At 36.5% G+C, this 17,009-nt stretch carries 16 protein-coding genes and 1 pseudogene; 7 read left to right on the top strand and 10 right to left on the bottom strand.

Annotated elements, in window-relative coordinates:
- Positions 1–166 precede the first annotated feature (166 nt).
- The 3 genes from WH188_RS07060 to WH188_RS07050 all read left to right on the top strand — a co-directional run bounded on the left by WH188_RS07060 (position 167) and on the right by WH188_RS07050 (position 2,403).
- A complete protein-coding gene (locus WH188_RS07060) occupies positions 167–1,330 on the top strand; it encodes an HNH endonuclease (RefSeq protein WP_339423619.1) in 1,164 nt (387 codons plus the stop codon).
- Positions 1,320–1,898 carry a hypothetical protein gene (locus WH188_RS07055; protein ID WP_339423618.1) on the top strand — a complete coding sequence of 193 codons (579 nt, stop codon included), beginning with the start codon at positions 1,320–1,322 and terminating at the stop codon, positions 1,896–1,898. Before WH188_RS07060 ends, WH188_RS07055 begins: the two co-directional genes overlap by 11 nt.
- A gap of 124 nt (positions 1,899–2,022) precedes the next feature.
- Positions 2,023–2,403, top strand: a complete 381-nt coding sequence (locus tag WH188_RS07050) for a hypothetical protein (protein WP_339423617.1) — start codon at positions 2,023–2,025, stop codon at positions 2,401–2,403.
- Between the two features lie 54 nt (positions 2,404–2,457).
- Here the strand turns inward: WH188_RS07050 and WH188_RS07045 are convergent, their stop codons facing one another.
- Genes WH188_RS07045 through WH188_RS07035 form a run of 3 tightly spaced genes read right to left on the bottom strand, consistent with a single transcriptional unit; the run spans position 2,458 to position 8,515 of the window.
- The gene (locus WH188_RS07045) at positions 2,458–3,846 is read right to left on the bottom strand and encodes a RagB/SusD family nutrient uptake outer membrane protein (protein ID WP_339423616.1); all 1,389 of its coding nucleotides are present in this window, start codon (positions 3,844–3,846) and stop codon (positions 2,458–2,460) included.
- Positions 3,843–7,061 (bottom strand): SusC/RagA family TonB-linked outer membrane protein, encoded by a 3,219-nt coding sequence (locus WH188_RS07040; protein ID WP_339423615.1) that lies wholly within the window; start codon positions 7,059–7,061, stop codon positions 3,843–3,845. Before WH188_RS07040 ends, WH188_RS07045 begins: the two co-directional genes overlap by 4 nt.
- A 2-nt stretch (positions 7,062–7,063) precedes the next feature.
- Positions 7,064–8,515, bottom strand: a complete 1,452-nt coding sequence (locus WH188_RS07035) for a TlpA family protein disulfide reductase (RefSeq protein ID WP_339423614.1) — start codon at positions 8,513–8,515, stop codon at positions 7,064–7,066.
- Between the two features lie 681 nt (positions 8,516–9,196).
- Between WH188_RS07035 and WH188_RS07030 the strand changes: the two genes are divergently transcribed.
- From WH188_RS07030 to WH188_RS07020, 3 genes are read left to right on the top strand one after another with little or no spacing between them, the layout of a single operon-like run.
- Positions 9,197–9,601, top strand: coding sequence for a helix-turn-helix domain-containing protein (locus WH188_RS07030; RefSeq protein WP_339423613.1), 405 nt, complete (start codon positions 9,197–9,199; stop codon positions 9,599–9,601).
- Between the two features lie 26 nt (positions 9,602–9,627).
- Positions 9,628–10,020 (top strand): hypothetical protein, encoded by a 393-nt coding sequence (locus tag WH188_RS07025; protein WP_339423612.1) that lies wholly within the window; start codon positions 9,628–9,630, stop codon positions 10,018–10,020.
- 10 nt (positions 10,021–10,030) lie between these two features.
- Positions 10,031–10,414, top strand: coding sequence for a hypothetical protein (locus WH188_RS07020; RefSeq protein ID WP_339423611.1), 384 nt, complete (start codon positions 10,031–10,033; stop codon positions 10,412–10,414).
- Positions 10,415–10,878: 464 nt separating this feature from the next.
- Here the strand turns inward: WH188_RS07020 and WH188_RS07015 are convergent, their stop codons facing one another.
- A complete protein-coding gene (locus WH188_RS07015) occupies positions 10,879–11,217 on the bottom strand; it encodes a ferredoxin (protein WP_339423610.1) in 339 nt (112 codons plus the stop codon).
- 104 nt (positions 11,218–11,321) lie between these two features.
- A complete protein-coding gene (locus WH188_RS07010) occupies positions 11,322–11,726 on the bottom strand; it encodes a hypothetical protein (protein ID WP_339423609.1) in 405 nt (134 codons plus the stop codon).
- A gap of 113 nt (positions 11,727–11,839) precedes the next feature.
- Between WH188_RS07010 and WH188_RS07005 the strand changes: the two genes are divergently transcribed.
- Positions 11,840–12,088, top strand: coding sequence for a hypothetical protein (locus WH188_RS07005; RefSeq protein ID WP_339423608.1), 249 nt, complete (start codon positions 11,840–11,842; stop codon positions 12,086–12,088).
- Between the two features lie 34 nt (positions 12,089–12,122).
- Here the strand turns inward: WH188_RS07005 and WH188_RS26295 are convergent.
- From WH188_RS26295 to WH188_RS06985, 5 genes and pseudogenes are all read right to left on the bottom strand, one after another.
- Positions 12,123–12,687 (bottom strand): annotated as a pseudogene (locus WH188_RS26295) (transposase); the annotation flags it as partial.
- 265 nt (positions 12,688–12,952) lie between these two features.
- Positions 12,953–13,915 carry a helix-turn-helix transcriptional regulator gene (locus WH188_RS07000; protein WP_339423607.1) on the bottom strand — a complete coding sequence of 321 codons (963 nt, stop codon included), beginning with the start codon at positions 13,913–13,915 and terminating at the stop codon, positions 12,953–12,955.
- A gap of 66 nt (positions 13,916–13,981) precedes the next feature.
- Positions 13,982–14,791, bottom strand: a complete 810-nt coding sequence (locus tag WH188_RS06995; RefSeq protein WP_021187834.1) for a heme ABC transporter ATP-binding protein — start codon at positions 14,789–14,791, stop codon at positions 13,982–13,984.
- Between the two features lie 23 nt (positions 14,792–14,814).
- Positions 14,815–15,792 carry a FecCD family ABC transporter permease gene (locus WH188_RS06990; protein WP_339423606.1) on the bottom strand — a complete coding sequence of 326 codons (978 nt, stop codon included), beginning with the start codon at positions 15,790–15,792 and terminating at the stop codon, positions 14,815–14,817.
- A gap of 59 nt (positions 15,793–15,851) precedes the next feature.
- Positions 15,852–16,673, bottom strand: a complete 822-nt coding sequence (locus tag WH188_RS06985; protein WP_339423605.1) for a heme/hemin ABC transporter substrate-binding protein — start codon at positions 16,671–16,673, stop codon at positions 15,852–15,854.
- Between the last annotated feature and the right edge of the window lie 336 nt (positions 16,674–17,009).

Below are 17,009 nucleotides of genomic sequence, written 5' to 3'. Positions count from 1 at the left end.
CTTGTGTTTGAGCAAATACCTACTTAATTTTATAATGGAGAGGAAGACGATTGATAAATTATGAAAAGATAATGTTCAATCGCAACAATAAATTATTTTATCACAAATCAGATTATAGCATAAAGGCTGTGATGGGCTATTGCTATGATCCTTTAAAAAAGTAAATATGAGAAAATTTCATATACCACGCGGGCAATCGTTCTTCAGCTCCCCGACTAATCAATGCTACTACTGTGAACGTAATCTCAATGGTGCAAAGAGCTGGACGAATCTAGAAAGAACAAGTGATCTTTTTCGTCCATCAACAAAATCTTACGGTCACAAAATTAAAGTCATTGTGTGTCATACCTGCCAACGGTCAAAAACTGGATTAGAACCGGAGGAATTTTTAGAACATTTGCAGGAAGCTCTTGACAACCGGCAAGACTATAAAAATATCGATCATTCGAGAATCAAAACTATTGTCAAAAATGTAAATTTTATTTTAAGAAATATTGAAGAGAATCTAAATAAAAGAAATCTGACTATCAGCCGAAAATCAGGTATAAAAAAGTCTATTTTAACCTATCATTCGATTCAAGCACCATCAAGGGAAAACAAAAATACACTTATGTGTTTTTACTGTCAGAAACCATTGGACAATACGCTCTATGACCCCAGTTGCAAGATTACCAGAGACCATGTTCGTCCAAAATCCAAACATCCAAAATCCAGACTGATTGTCTTCAGCTGTCCACCCTGCAATGGTACTAAAAATAACGACGAACCCGAAGTATTTCTCGCCAAACTTAAAATAGCTTATTGCCAGGAGCAAGATTTTAAGAAAATACCTTTATGCCATTTGGAAACAATCATTATGAATCTGGAAAGTTTAATTACAAAAACTTTAAAACCTTATCCCGATTATCCGGCATTGGCACTGGTGCAACATTATGATATCAGAAAGTTGCGACAGCGCATACATGATCATCAGGGAGCATCTTGGCTAGATGAACTTGATGATTATACACTCTTGGATCTATTATTACTTTGCCTTACCCTGCAGCACAAGAAATCCCCAGAAAAACTGCACAGTGAAGCCCGTTTTTTAAATATCCAGAACCTAGAGATACTACTGAACCTCGCTTTACAGATCGGATGGGTCTCTGCTTTTTACCGCATCGATACCATTGATTTTTTATCCATTACCGAAATAAAACAGCTGAATCAGTATTACATATTAAATGATCGTGGCCGAGCTATCTTACAATTGGATGAACTATTTCATAGTGAGCATATCGCCAATAATTCCACCGCGTTGAAACCTATAGATTCAGCTAATGGAAAATAGAGAATCATACAAAATGCTGATTAAGCATCTGGAAACCTATCGAAAGCTTAATGTAGACCAGGAAAAACAATTGCGACAACTTGCAACGGTAAAGTACTGTGCCGAAAAAGAGATTTATCTCGAACGTGGAGGTATTGCTAAGCATCTTTGCTTTATTTACGCTGGTCATGCCTTGGGGTATGAGCGAGAGGATGAAGAACCGTCACTTAGCCGTATTTGGCAACCAAGTCAGATCATACTCAAGACCGACAGCCTACTATCTTTTCAACGTAGTGAGATGGATATAGTCTTTCCAGAAGGTGGGCATATTATCGAGATACCTTTTGATTATCTGGGGCAAGCTACGGAGCTACAGCCATTTTTCAACTATTTGCTCTGGCAGGAAGTTGATTACTATCAACAACAGGAAAACCTATTCCGCCGGCTAAATAGTAAGAAGCTGATCGATTGGTTTCATCACTATTATTCATCTGTCCGTTACAAACTAACTGACCAACAGATCGCTCAGTTTCTAGGTATTACAGTCCGATGGTATAATAAAAATAAGAACATGATCACTAAGGAATAAATCCGGATGAAATAGTCATTTATTCCTATCATTTAGGAATAAATGACTTCAATGCAAGAATTTGTTCTATAGTAAAATCTTCACTTTGACTATAATTTAGCATCATAATCAAAACACTTATGTTATGATGAAACATAAATTTGCAGTGAAAGCATCACTTTTCACTTTAATCTTGGCACTAATTGCATTCGGTACGTATGCAACAGTTGCGGTGATGAAAAAGGACAGTATTAAAATTGAGAAGAAAGTTACCGCTACAGTTTGGCGCTTCACGGGAACAAATTCAAGTGAAATACTCCAAGCAGATAAGTGGGAACAGGGAGCCTCCTCTGACGCGTCTTGCGAAAATAATCCATCCGAACCATTACCTTGTCAGTATACCGTTGCTGACCAGAACATTTCAGATTCGGATGAATTGATGGAGTATTTTGAGACGACTTATCCATTAAACACAGCAAGCGAAATTCGTGACCATGCAGATTCTCAAAAACCCGAAACGCTCTAGTTAACAGTTTAAATTTTAACACAAAATAGGCCCTTTACCATAGGGCCTATTTTTCTATCTGGGGTTTTGAACGATATCAGAAAGTTCAACTATATCATCTGGTATCGGAAGCGCATAACGTAGGTCATTGGCTTGCAATATAAACTCTTTTCCATTAACCATCCTTTTCAACACTATATTTGCTCCGTCCCTATTTAGACGCTTTAGGTCGTACCAACGAACCCCTCTAAAGACCAAGCTTTTTCGACGTTCCAGCAAAATACGTTTGAGTAGATCATCGCTACCGGAGTCTTTTATTTCTTGATAAGTCGTTTTACCATTTTCTTTTTTCCAGCGCGTTACCAAAAGAGTATTCAGGTCTTGTATTGCAATATCTATTTTCTTCAACCGAACTGCAGCTTCCGCTCGAATCAAATAGAGTTCATCTGTGACAAACCCTAAAAAAATCGAAGTAGTTCCTGTATACGACCCTCGAAAGCCATAAGAGCCATCCATATTTTTAATAAAATAGAGATCGAGACGAAGATCATTCGGTTCGTAGCTTGCGATTAGATCAGGTACAATTTGTGCCCTAACATAATTCAAGATCTGAGGAGAACCTGCTAAAGTGTGATAAACAACCTCCTTATTAAATTGTGGCATCGGATAGGATTTTGTTGCATCCAATGTTGAATAATCCATCAATTGGCTATTCAGTTTCAGTGCGGCATCTGCATATTTTAAAGCATTCTCATAATCTGCCATATACAAATATACTTTGGATAATAATGAATAGGCTGTACAGCGATTAGGTTCTACTAGACTACGAGTCTGTTTTACTAAAAGCTCCATAGCCAACGTTCCATCTTTTATAATCTGTTGGTAAGTCTCTCCCAAAGTCGATCTAAAAGAACGTTTGTTAAAATCTGTATCGAGACGAATCGGCATCCCTAGTGCATTTGCAGCAGTTTTTTGATCATATACTTGACACCAGAGCAAACTTGCATAAAATAATTTTTCTGCCCGTACAAATAAAGCTCTTCCTTTGATCTGGTCATATTGGGCAGCATTCCCACTATTTCGCTTAATCTTGGTCAGTCCCTCCAAAGCAATGTTGCAATTATAGATTGTTGTATAGTAGCGTGCCCAATCGGAGGATGCATTCCCTTCCTGAAATAAATTATATGAATCCCATTGGTACATCCTACGGTGGAAATCAGAGGAAAGCGATGCCAGATTAGCATCACTAACAATAAACTCCCCTGCTCCCACTTCCAACGCGTCACTTTCTATAATATGAATGGAATAATTGTCTAGTAGAGCCTGTAAATCATCCAGACTTTCGGGCACAGCCAACTTTTGGTCTGGTTTGACATCGAGATATTTTTCACAAGAGCAGAAAAAGATACAGGCTATAAATAGCAGAAAAAAACTACTCAATCCCTTGGTTTCATATGTTTTCATAATGAGCATTTGATATTAAATGAATAAATTTTTGACGGTGAAAAGCCCGTGCTAGAAGATTTACTAAAATCAGGATCTATACCCACTTTATTCTTCCGGTAGATTAGCCCTAAATTATTGACATTGAGGGAAACGAGAACATCCTTTAGCCAGCTTGTCGCACCACCTTTGATCCGATAAGACAAATTTAAATACTCAAAGCGCACGTGATCTCCTCTCTCAACAAATGGCTCGGCATAGGGATAGAAATTTTCAGCGCCTGATAATACGGGATAAAACATGGCAGGGATATCGCTTTTTTTCTCGTCTCCGGGCTGTTGCCAACGTTTACTAAAATCACCATGTCCATTCCATGTTGAAAACAGCGAACTATACCGGATTGTCTCTCTGCGGAAATAATAATCAAATTTGAATGTCCAGCGCATAGTCAGCGCCCAGTCCCGCCATGCAATTGTATTACCAAAAGACCCAAATACTTTAGGCAAGATCCCCCCATGGAAAACAAGATCATCAACCGTAGCACTCGTCCCCGTAAATTTACGGTATTCGCGCGAAGGCTGACCATCAAGAAGCCCCAATGCTGCACCATCTTCAGGATCCAGCCCCATCCATTTGTACGAATACATTGAATAGACTGGAGAACCTTCTTTGCCAGAAATCAGATTTATCCCACTGATAAATTGGGTTGCTGATGTCGTTTCCATATGATACTTGGTTATTTTATCGCTATTGAGACTCAAATTTAAGTCAGAGCTCCACCGCAACTTTCCTATTGTGTTTATTGAGTTCAGATTAAGATCCAAACCTTTTCCTTGCATAGCAGCCACATTTTTCATGACAAAGGGTCCAATTCCACTGGTGTAATCCAAAGGTGCTATTCCATAAAGATTACTTCCTTTTTTTATATACCCTTCCAATGTCCCTGATATCCTTTTGTTTTTTAGGGCGAAGTCAAGACCAATATTGACGGTCGACACACTTTCCCATTTCAATTCAGGATTTACATAGTTTTCAAACCTCGCATATGGGGTCTGTGTATAGGTATTTGGTCCTGCATATTTAATGGTAGTAAGCGCAACCATTGCAGGATTAAGATTTCCTGTTTTTCCGTAAGTGCCCCGCAATTTCAGATAAGATATTGTATTTGGATTCCAATATTTCTCGTTAGATATTGTCCAGCCTATGCCTGCCGACCAAAAAGGGTTCCATTTATCCTTAACATTGAGACCAAATAAATTAGAAGCATCCCTACGCGCACTAAAAGTAGCCATATATCTGTCATCAAACGAATAAGATGCATTCAAAAATGTTGATATGAACCTATCCTGTTTTTTGTTTATTGAGAGACCATCCATCACATAGTTTTTGGCACCTGTGATATAGTGGGTATAAGGAACCGTCAAATCAAACAAAGCATAAGAAAGGTTGTCTTTGTTGTAACCATATAGTCTTGTACTATTGCCATTGGAATTAATACTTCTTAACTCCGAGCCCAACAGTGCGTAAACTTTGTGCTGTGTCTTTTCCCAGTTAAAATCCACCTGTCCACGGACATTGTGGCTGCTGAGCAAACTGTTGGATTGATCAAAGATACCACCCTTGGGGATCTTAAAATCAACTTTTCCAGTACTAGTATTTAACACTGCATTTGAATTGACCATATTCCGTGCTTCGTAGCTTTCAATGTCACTTAGCTTATCCATCCTACCCGACTGGGATTGATACTGGTATCTGAGTGAAAGTCCAAACCATTTGGGCAATTTATAGCTCAATGCCGTGGACAAGATCGTATTTTGGACCCGCTCCGTCTGAACGTTATGTTTATAATCTTCCAGAGGGTAATACCGCCAATCTAACAGACCTTCAGCTGCTTGCTGTTCTAGATACATCCCGCGCCAATCTTTGAGGACCGGTAAAGCATTACCTTCATTGTCCGCAAATTCAGCATAAGGATACAACCCTCCATTGTATGCATTAACACTTCCATAGCCTGGTCTACCACTTCGCAAATTTTGGAAGGAAATATTCATACCTCCGTCCAATGTAAGAGATTTGGTAAGCAGCACTTTAGCATTCATCAACACATTATTTCTCCTGACTCGATTATCTAAATGATCAATTTGCAAACCATTTCCGATCGAAGCATTCCATATCAGCCTATCCGTTCCTTGCGATAGCCCCACAGTCGTTTGCTGCTGCACACCCAATCGGTATAAGTATTTATTGAAATCATTTCTCACATCCACATCTCTGAGACGCGAAATTTCACGATCAATCTTTGTTATCTCATTTTGATCTTGAGTAGCATTTTTCTGTATGAGCAATTCTACAATAGGAGAAAGTACAGGACGTTGCGCCGAATTTACCGAAGCACTATAATAGCCTTTATCAAAAAGCGAAGTCTCCACATCAATCATATCCGATGAGGAAATACGATCGAGGGAAAACAGATCTGGCTTTTGCTGTATGGTAGTCAATACATTGAGATCTATTTTGAGCTTTTGATTAGCCGTTCCCTTTTTAGTTGTGATGACAATAACACCATTACCCGCTCTCGCGCCCCATATTGAGGCCGCTGCAGCATCTCGTAAAATGGTGACATTTTGAATATCATCCGGATTAATACTATTTAAATCACCTTCAAAGGGGAAATTGTCCAAAACGATCAAAGGTTGAGTTTCCCCTTGGATGGTACTCATTCCCCGCACCAAGAACTGTACCTTTCCACTTTTTGTGTTATGGTCTACCATTAGGCCAGATGCTACAGCCGGCAAACGATCCATGATATTAAAATTGATCTGTTCATTGATCCGTTCCTTTCCAATTAAAGCAAAAGATCCTGTAGCACGTTCCCTAGGCAAAGCATCATACCCCGTTGATACCAGAACCTCATCGATACCAATTGCTGCTGCATACAATTCTATCCTATGCTTAGTCCCCATAGCCAACACGGTATCAACTGCACGATAGCCTATCGCATAGACATGTATAGAAACATTTCTATCAATATCTTTCATATTGATTTCAAAATTTCCTTTTGCGTCTGTTGATGTCCGATTTATTCCATCATACAATTTTACAGTAGCTCCACCTATAGCCTTACCTGTCTCCAGATCTACTACTGTACCGGTCATCTTTCGCTCCTGCGCCGAGGTAAATATCGGACACATTACTGTTACTAACAGTATTAATCCATAGATTTTATTATGTTTCATGATTATTTCCCTTTAGCTTTTTGAACGACAAATACATTCACGTCACGGATTGCATTTTCAAGCTTCATACCCAATTTTTCCAATTGGGCATTAAGCTGGTCAAGATCGTTGGTCACTCTGATATCAAGATCGATCTTTCCCTTATATCCTGTTTCGTTCACAATAAATTTTCCAGCTAGTCGCTGGTCGGTAAGGATTCCCAGCACATATGCTAATGGCACATTTTCTAATTGGATCCTTTTATTCCAGTCAATGGATCTAAAACGCCTTTTTGAGATATTCGATTGAGAAATTTGCCCGACGCGTTTCATAACGAGGCACTGTCGCTTTTCTTTTTGCATCCCAGCGTTATAGCCCGAAGCATCGTTCAGGAGCTCTACCATACCTTTATTCAGGCTAAGCTGATCTTTCATAGAAGTGATCAAGTCCAAAGTATATGGCCTATTAAGCTCGGTAGAATCGTTTAATTTGATCTGGAAATTCTGTTCAAAGAAGGGTTCACCCATGGCTGAAAATAACTTAGGTGCCAGATCCCGATAAATTGTAATCAGAGGAATATTGACATAACTTGTACTGAAATACCTTTCTGACAGATCCCTAGAGAATTTAGTTATCGGTAGGTAATCCTGAAAACCTTTCAGAACCAATTGATAAGACTGCACAGCACTTTTATCCGCGACATTACTTAGCAATACAGGAAGACTTTTATCCATCGTAGGTTTACCTTTTAAGTTCAACAGTTTACCTGCAAAAAAAATATTCAAACTATCTTGACTAAGAGGCTCCTGTGAAGTTTGATGACGAACTATTCCATCTGCATCAATCCAAATCACTTGCGGAACAGAAGCATGAGGAAAGTACAGCCTCAATAGCTTATCTTCTATGATACTCATCAAATGTAGATTTTGCTTTGTCCATGTATTATGGGCAGAGGTCTTATTATCTGAGGTAACAGCTATGAAGTTGCCTTTTTCGTTTAATATGTTGATAAAAGTATTTGTCTGTATAAGAGAGGTAATACAAGGCGGACACCAGCTTGCCCAAAAATCAAACACGATTGGAGTTCCCCTAAGATTTTCTAATGTTCTTGTAACTACAGCTCCGCCCATATAAAATTCATGTTTTTGGGTCCAAAAATCTTCCGGAACCTTTTGGCCTACTGCCAATGCGTGCAGATTGTTAAACCCATCAGCCCCGCTGTCCTTGCGGGGCGTCTGAGCTGATAAACTAAACATAGGTAACAAAGCGATCCCGAGTAAAAGGATTGCTTTGCTCTTCCATAATTTACAGAGTAAAGTGATGGGGTCAATAAACATGATGGCATTAGAAAGTACGAAGCCTTGCAAAGCTATCTGTAAATGTTGTCGGATTGCTGTATTTTTTTGCTGTACAGCATAGTGGGGCAGCCCTTTTAAATAGGCCAGTTCTCTCCCACCCTTGTAAAAATTGTTCATTTTTAAAGGTTTTTAGGGCTGTGACCTAGTAACAAAAGATTACCTAGCAGATACTGACAAAGGCATCCACATGATCCTAAGCCTAGCTTAGGTCACAAATAAAAAAATGGTTAATTGCTGTAGAATGCGTTATAAAGTTATCATACAGGTTTCATATCGGTCATCGATACGCATTCTATTAGAAAATCGCCATAATGGCTACATGAGCCAACCTAGTCAGCCGGAGATTTGATGTTTTTATTTTTTTGTTTTCTACTCATAAAACTCATTTATAATGATTAAACAAGTCTACTAGGTGGGTATATTACTATAAGTATGGAGTCCCTACCTATGGTTCTGGAGGGCTAGCACGCCCTGAACACACATAAGAAGGGAACCCCATACCTATAGTATGGGAGTTCTTACCTCTCATCTTGTGTTCTTTAAAAGTGCTAGTTTCCAGAACAAGACTCGAAGCAGAAGCTTCATTTCTTTCTATTTGAAGTTCTGCAAAGTTACTAAATCAAGTAAACTTTTGCTACTGTGATTTTAAATCAATTTTAAACTATTAATTTGTAAACAAAATTACAGAGAAAGAACTTGAAATACTATTTTTTTTAGTATATTTACCATTGCAATAAGTAGTTAAAAACTACTTGCCAATTAAACTTCAATAATATAGAATGATTAGATTTGTGAAATATGGCAAACGAAGAGAAGCATCCTTATTTAGAACTGGATAATAAAAAAATCGGACACAAAATTTATATTCAACGGAAGATTGCTGAACTTAAGGCTTTTGATGTTGCCGAACAGCTAGACATTAAAGAAGCTGCATATACAAAATATGAAAGAGGAGAAACAAAAATCACTGTTGACTTTATCAAGAAAGTAGCTGATATTCTCAAGATAGATCCCTTTCTTCTCTTGTCTTCAAATGATGTGAACTATTTCGATAATATTCATAATTCACCCATTTTAAGTACTTTTCATACGTATCAATCCACTAACGAGAAACAAAATGAAGCTATTCTATTTCTAATAGAAAATGTAATTGAAATGAACAAAAATATTATGCAAATATTAAACAATAAGTCTGATAAATAGAAGATTGATACTTAAAATTAACAATTATGGCAAAAGATAACATTTTACAAGAAGCTGATCAAAAGAAATTTGGTGTATTATTTCAAATACATCGTCAAATTAACAATTTGTCACCGCTCGAAACGGCGATCCAACTAGATATGGAGGAAACTGATATTATTAATATTGAGCTAGGCGAAGCCGCAATTACATCAGAGACTGTGAGAAAGGCCTCTATTTTATTTAAAACTGATTTTATTTCTTTGCTTTCATCTTCTTCAAGTGTGAATCACTTTGAAAACGTATACAGTTCACCAATAAATAGTACTTTCCATACTTACAAATCTGTGGATGAGAAACAGAGCCAAGCAATTTTGCTTCTTATTGACAATATAACTTCTATTAATAAACGCATATCCGAATTATTAGAACGAAAATAATTTCAAAAGCATGCAAAATAACCATTTTAATGAATTGGCTATTAAAAATAATATTGAGACAGGAAAGAAATTAAGAGCAATTCGAAATCTCTTGGTACGTAAACCTGAAGAAATTACTACCAACTTGGTGAATGACATTTCTAATAAAACTAAACCATCTTTAAGAAAAATGGCTAAGATTTTAATTACATTAAAAGATTACGAAAAATCTAGGTCGAACGTATTTTCAAGCATTGGAATGATAAACGACAGCAATAATGTTATTAGGACTATATCTGTATTGGAAAAATTGAATTTGATTAGGAAAACCAAGTTAGCTCCAAAAAGTAGTAGACAAAAGTATAAATTGACAGAAAAAGGTTCACCACTACTTCAAGAATTGGATATGTTATAATCATCAATTTATCTTCCAAATCACGAAATTTTAAACCTTGATTATACGCAATGCAAAGAAAAAAGAGATTAAAATAAATTATACTTTTTTTAGTAGTATGTTTATTGGAATTTCAATCGCATTTGATAATTACTGTTTTCAAAATTCAGTCGTTGGCACTTAATATCTACGATTTTCCTATATTAATTGCAGATGGTCCCAATGAAGATGATTGTTCTAACAATGGGGAGTAGTTTACTATCATTGAAAAATACCGTTAACAGTAAACATTTATGAAATTAAATCTTCTTATCACCTCCTCCTTTTTATGAACAACATTTTGCTATCTCAAATCAATACCAAAATTGAAGATATTGGAAAAAAAACTACCGAATTTTTAACACAAAGAGGAAGAATCGAAGATTTCAAGTATATAAAGTATTTATATAATTTTTGATACCCTCCATTAATTATTCTATTTTTATTTAATTCAATGTGTCCATGATTTCCTGCTCCTTGTGTGTTTCAATCTCACAGTTACTTATAGGGATGGCAACATCTAAGAGTACATATCCATTTGTGATTTGAGATACATTCAAAAAAGATTGTGCTGATTGATCAACAGCACCGGATACTAATTTTCCTCCAGAGACGGCATCCGCTCCAGCTCTCGCAGCATAGGGGATTTCGACAAGGTTTTTCTCTGCGGCATCTATAATATACATATCTTCTGGACAAAAAATTACTCGTTGCCCATCTGGCATATTAAGTTTGACTTCCCAAACCGCTTGTGTTTTAGAAAGGGACTTGAAATAACTCCTCATACTGATATTTCCCTGTAAACATAAGCTAACAGAGCATATTAACAATAATAATAGTTTATTTTTCATATTTATTAATTAGTCTATAATTGTCGTCCTTTGTTCTTTTAATCAAGCATTCCGGCTTGATGTGTTAATATCACACAGTTGCTCATTGGATAAGCAGTATCAAGCAATATAAATCCATCTTCAAGTTGGGAATGGTCTAAATAAGACTGATCATCATTGTTTACCATTCCACTTATCAATCTTCCTGCTGAAGATGGTTCAACTCCAGCCATTGTTTCGTATGGAAGCTCAACACCTGCTTTCAAAGCAGCAGTAAGTATATATTCATCATCTCTACAACGTATGATGGATTCACCAGTCGGTGTTACTAAAGTAATAGTAAAGGTAGGAACTGGAACTGAATCGTTAATTACGTTATCTTTTATTATTATTTGACCTGCATTCAATAACGATGTGGCACCTATAATAATAAAAATTGCTGCAAACAATACTATTTTTTTCATTGTGTGTAAGATTTTGTTAAGCATTAAGTTACGCACAATAATTCATTATTTAAAATGTTATTATAATATGTATCTTTAATTATGACATAATTTTTATATAAATCTTGATAGTAATGATAAATAAAATTTTTACAATAGAAGAGCTTGTTTGTGACGAATCATTTGTTAGGTTTTGTACAGGGAAAGTCGATGAAAATTTTGAATATTGGAAATCACTTACAAAAAATAATGAGAACGGATCTCAAATGTTCGATAGTGCTAGAGAACTGGTTTTAATACTTTCATGCTCTCCTACTCTTAATGATATGCGAGAAGACAAAAAGAAATTACTTCAATTAATTAATAAAGATGTTGCTTACTAGGAAGTGTACCACTGCCTGTGTCATTAGTTTCTCTTTAAAAGTTTCTATCTAGCTTGAGCCTATCACCAAATTTAATATATATGAGCCTATCACCAAATTTAATATATAATTGTGATATGGTCAATCCCCAATTGTGCATTGGCATCGTCCATTTCTTTGATATATCTTTTATGATCAGGTACATCAATTTCATCAGTGCCTGCTTTGAACTGAATGCATCTTTGGTTTATTCATTCGTGTTAGTTTTATAGGTATTCATGAGCTCGCTATACTCAGTTTTGTAATCTTTCGTATCTGGCGGTGGATACCTTCAATCGGATTGGTCGTGTAAATAACTTTTCGCACCTGACCCTCGTATTCAAAATAGGTAGCAAGATTGGTCCAGTTATTTAACCATGATTTTGAAGCTAATGGATACTTTGACCCCACTTCTCTTCAAACTATAAGAGATTCTCATATCCAATTTTCCTCATTTTAGGCTTTCTAAACGAGATTCAGGTCTTCCATTACTGCTTTTTGTCTTTTTTAGTTACGTGCCGCATACTGATTCTGATCTGATGGACTATACATTACTGTACCTTAGTTTTTGGAAAGATCGCTCGCCTCAAAATGATAGACTTACACAACTTAATAAGGTTGCGATGACCCAAATGAGATCACTGATAAATAACAAAGCTATCTTGAAAAAACTCAAATAAAATTTTGATATCTAATATTATTGAGCTGCGGAATGTGTGTGTTAATTATCAATTTAAAAGTAGAAAAACCTTTCGGATTAATGAACTTTAATATAGTAGGAATTACGATGAAAAGACCAAATTTTAACTCTACGTCTTTAAAGAAAGTAGACAACAACCAGTACTACTACATTTTTAATTCTCCGGGAGAAATACCGAAATACTTTTTAAATGCACTACTGAAATTATTTTGATGTCCATACCCCGTCAACAATGCTACTTCATATACTGTCTTTTTATCCGCTAACAAATAATTTTTAGCTTTTTCCATACGTACACGTGTTAGATAATCGTGAATAGTAACTGAGAAATATTCTTTAAAATCTTTACGCAGTTTACTTTCACTGGTTAACACTTCTGCGGCCAGTTCTTTTTGGGTCGGTGGGTTCGCAATACGTTGCTCCAGAATATGGCGTGCCATTTCAAGCCTTTGAATATCTTCCTCATGAAACAAAGAACCCGTATTTCCTTTTTGTTCGTTGTACTGTTCAAATTGATACATCAGCAATTCAACAATCCGAGATTCGGTATGTAATCTTCTTATTTCTCCTTTTTTCTTCGATTCAATTAATTCAGAAATGGTATGTTGCATTTCGTAAGTAGCAACAAGATCTTCTTCAGAAAATGAAGCATATTGCCCTTTTTCGATCTCATGCACAAACTGCTGATGGAGCAATGAATCTCTCTTAATTAAATTAAGGTAATATTCTTTAGATATAACTGCTATAAAATAAATATATTCAATACCAGGTTCTACTTGATGGGTCGTTCGCACAGAAGGAATGTAACGAATATTATGTCTACTCATGCCATAGGGCATTTTTGCATCTTTTGGTTTAAAAAATATAAATTGACTTGTAATCGTTTCACCTTCTATTTCAGTGAGGATCTGTACAGGTCTATCAAAGTTCATTTTAGAATGTAATATAAAAAGACCAGAAGTTGAAAGTTGAAAATTCTCCATATGTACAGGCCCCATTTCAATAATGGTTTTGTTTTCAACCAATGGTTTCTCTGGCACATAACCGTCCGGGATTTCTTCCTCAAAAAGCCAATCTTCCAACTCTACTATTTTACTTTTCACTAACATGATTACAGTTTAAAATAAGCTTTGCGCAGTTAAAATTAATGAAATAAGCTGGAATATTAAAATTATTTATAATCTTTCTAAATAACTATCAAATTCAACATGCATTTCTTCAAGTTGAACATAAGGTTTCAATGTTCTTGGATTCATCGTCACATTTGATTCCACTGAAAAAATAGTATAGATTTCTTTCTTATTCAAAACCTCCACAGGCGTACCATCAAATAGCTTTCTTCCATTTTTGAGCATCATAATGCGATTGGCATATGTAGCTGCAAAATTAACATCATGTACGATCAAGATAACCATGAGTCCTTTACGCGCCAATGCTTTGGCAATACCTAAAACTTTCTGCTGATAATGTAAATCCAATGCTGAAATAGGCTCATCTAAGAGCAAGAGTGCATCTGGATTATCCCATATCTGCGCTAAGACCCGAGCTAGATGGACACGTTGCTGTTCACCACCTGATAAACTTAGAAAATCACGATCTGCAAATGATGCTACACCACAAAGTTTCATTGTTTCGGCTACAACTTCAAGATCATGTGCTTGAGGTACATTTTTATAATGCGGATAACGTCCCATTAATACAATTTCATCGACTTTAAAACTTAAAGTCATTTGCTGTTGCTGACTCAATAACGCTCTACATTGTGACAAAATATATGGAGTATAATCCGACAGTAGCTTTCCATTTAAGTGAATGCTCCCTGAACAAGGTTTTTTTTCTCCACAGAGTAATCCCATCAAAGTAGATTTTCCTGCGCCATTGGCACCTAATACTGCCAATACCTCACCCTTTCGTACTTGAAAAGTAACATCTTTCAGAAGTTTTCTTCCCTTGATTTCGTAATTAAGTTTCTCTACACGTAACATAACAGACCCTATATTTGAACTAATTATTTTTCCTTTATCAAAATATATAAAAACAAAGGAGTCCCCAATAGGGCGGTGATCACGCCAATTGGAAGCTCTATTGGAGCAACCGAAACCCGAGCTATAACATCTGCTAGCGTCAGCACCAAAGCGCCAAACAGCAACGATCCAGGTAAAACAAATCGATGATCTGCCCCACCTATAAGACGAATAATATGAGGAACAATCAAGCCCACAAAACCGATAATGCCTGAAACTGCTACAGAAGCTCCTACAGCTAAAGTTGAAAGGACTACAACCCATCTTTTGATACGGTCGGTTTGTACACCTAATAAATCGGCCTGCATTTCACCGAGAGCGAATGCATTTAATGATTTTCCAAAAAAAGGTAAACAGATTAAGGGAATAATTATAAACGGAGCAACTGCCAATAGATTTTCCCAAGTAGCTCCGCCTAGACTACCCAGCAACCAGAATGTTATGGTCCTTAATTGCTGCTCGGTCGAGACATAGGTCATCAAGCCCGTCAGTGCACCAGCAAAAGCATTGATAGCAATTCCAGCCAATAACATCGTTGTTACGGATGGCTTACCATTTTTACTAGCTATGCGATAAACCAAAAATGCTGTTAAACCTGCACCTGCAAACGCTCCAAAAGCTAACACATAGTAACCGATCCAAGCTGAAATTGAGGTGAAAACCAGTGCTTCAAAAGCAATGATCATGACCGCAAATAACGATGCGCCAGATGATATACCGATGAGTCCGGGTTCTGCTAATGGATTACGAAATATTCCCTGGATAGCTGCACCAGAGATACCTAATGCTGCACCTACAAGTATTCCCAGCAATAAGCGTGGTAATCGAATTTCAAAAATGACATCCTCATGCATACTGTTGATGGGTGTTGCTGATGCTAAATGCGTTTTTTGCATCAACAAGGAAAAAATATCTTTGGGAGGAATAAAATAAGCCCCTAATCCCAAGGAAATTATACACACGACAATTAAAATTGATACAAGTGCCAGTAAAATTAGCTTCTGTCTTTTATACACATCGATTACTTTGACTCCATTATTCTTACAAAACCTCGGTGCAATTCCAAAATTGCGTCAGGTAGCCGATTACTAAAATTGACTAATAAAGAAGCATTCATTGTAAGAATACGTTTATTTTTTCCTGCATTGGTAATTCTCATACCGGGTAATTTTAAAATCGCTTCTTCACCTCCTAAGCTACTTGCTCCAAAATCAAACAGCAATATAATATCAGGATTAGCTTGTACCAGCGCTTCCGTCGTATAAGGTTTAAAATCAGAAAACTCTTGAATAGCATTCTTTCCTCCAGCTAAATGGATGATTGCATCTAAACTACTCCCCTTACCGGCGACACTCATAGTGCCCGTACCGCGTGCATAAATAAAAAGAACTTTTGGAGGAACTTTACCCTTATTTTCACTTTTAACCACTTCAGTAATACGGTTCAGACTTAACTTTGTTTGAGACACCACTCCTTTTCCGAGCGCAGGTTGACCAATAGCATCAGCCACTTGTTGGATATAATTTAAAGCGCCTGGAATTGTATAGTTGGGTTTTAAGGCTATATATTTTACACCAGCTGCGCGTACTTGTCGAATGATTGCTGCAGGAACTTCACCTTCATTTGCTAAGATGATATTCGGTTCAAACGAAAGTAATCCCTCTGCTGAAACTGAACGATTTTTACTTACACGGGGCAAAGCTGCGGCAGCCATAGGTGAGACACTGGTCACGTCGGTAGCAACAACACGATTCCCCACACCTAATCCAAATATCGTCTCAGTAATGGAACTGTTCAATGTAATAATCCGTTGCTGTGCATGACCACCAAAAGCAATATACATACAACAATGGATTATTATAATAAAGCAAAATCTACTCATTCTTTTTTCTTTAATTCAAGTTAAACGCATCATGACAGGAAAACTTATCTAACGCTTTTCAACACAAAACAAATCAATAATCAGTCTAAATACAAATTAATTTAAATTTACCTTTTGCTTGTACTTTAGATAAAAACAAGTCAAACACCACTATAAATCAGTCAAATACATCAATTAAAAAATTATTATAGGATATAATCAAATCGAATTAAATAGAATTAATGCCAGTTTTCATATAGAAAAGTTCAATTCAATTGCCTTTTTTTGTAATATTATTTAGATTGATTAAAAATAACC

The sequence above is a fragment of the Sphingobacterium sp. MYb388 genome, assembly GCF_037479535.1.
In the GTDB taxonomy this organism is placed as follows: Bacteria; Bacteroidota; Bacteroidia; order Sphingobacteriales; family Sphingobacteriaceae; genus Sphingobacterium; species Sphingobacterium anhuiense.
The sequence above is the reverse complement of the archived record's forward strand: the minus strand, read 5'-3'. Positions and strand labels throughout refer to the sequence as shown.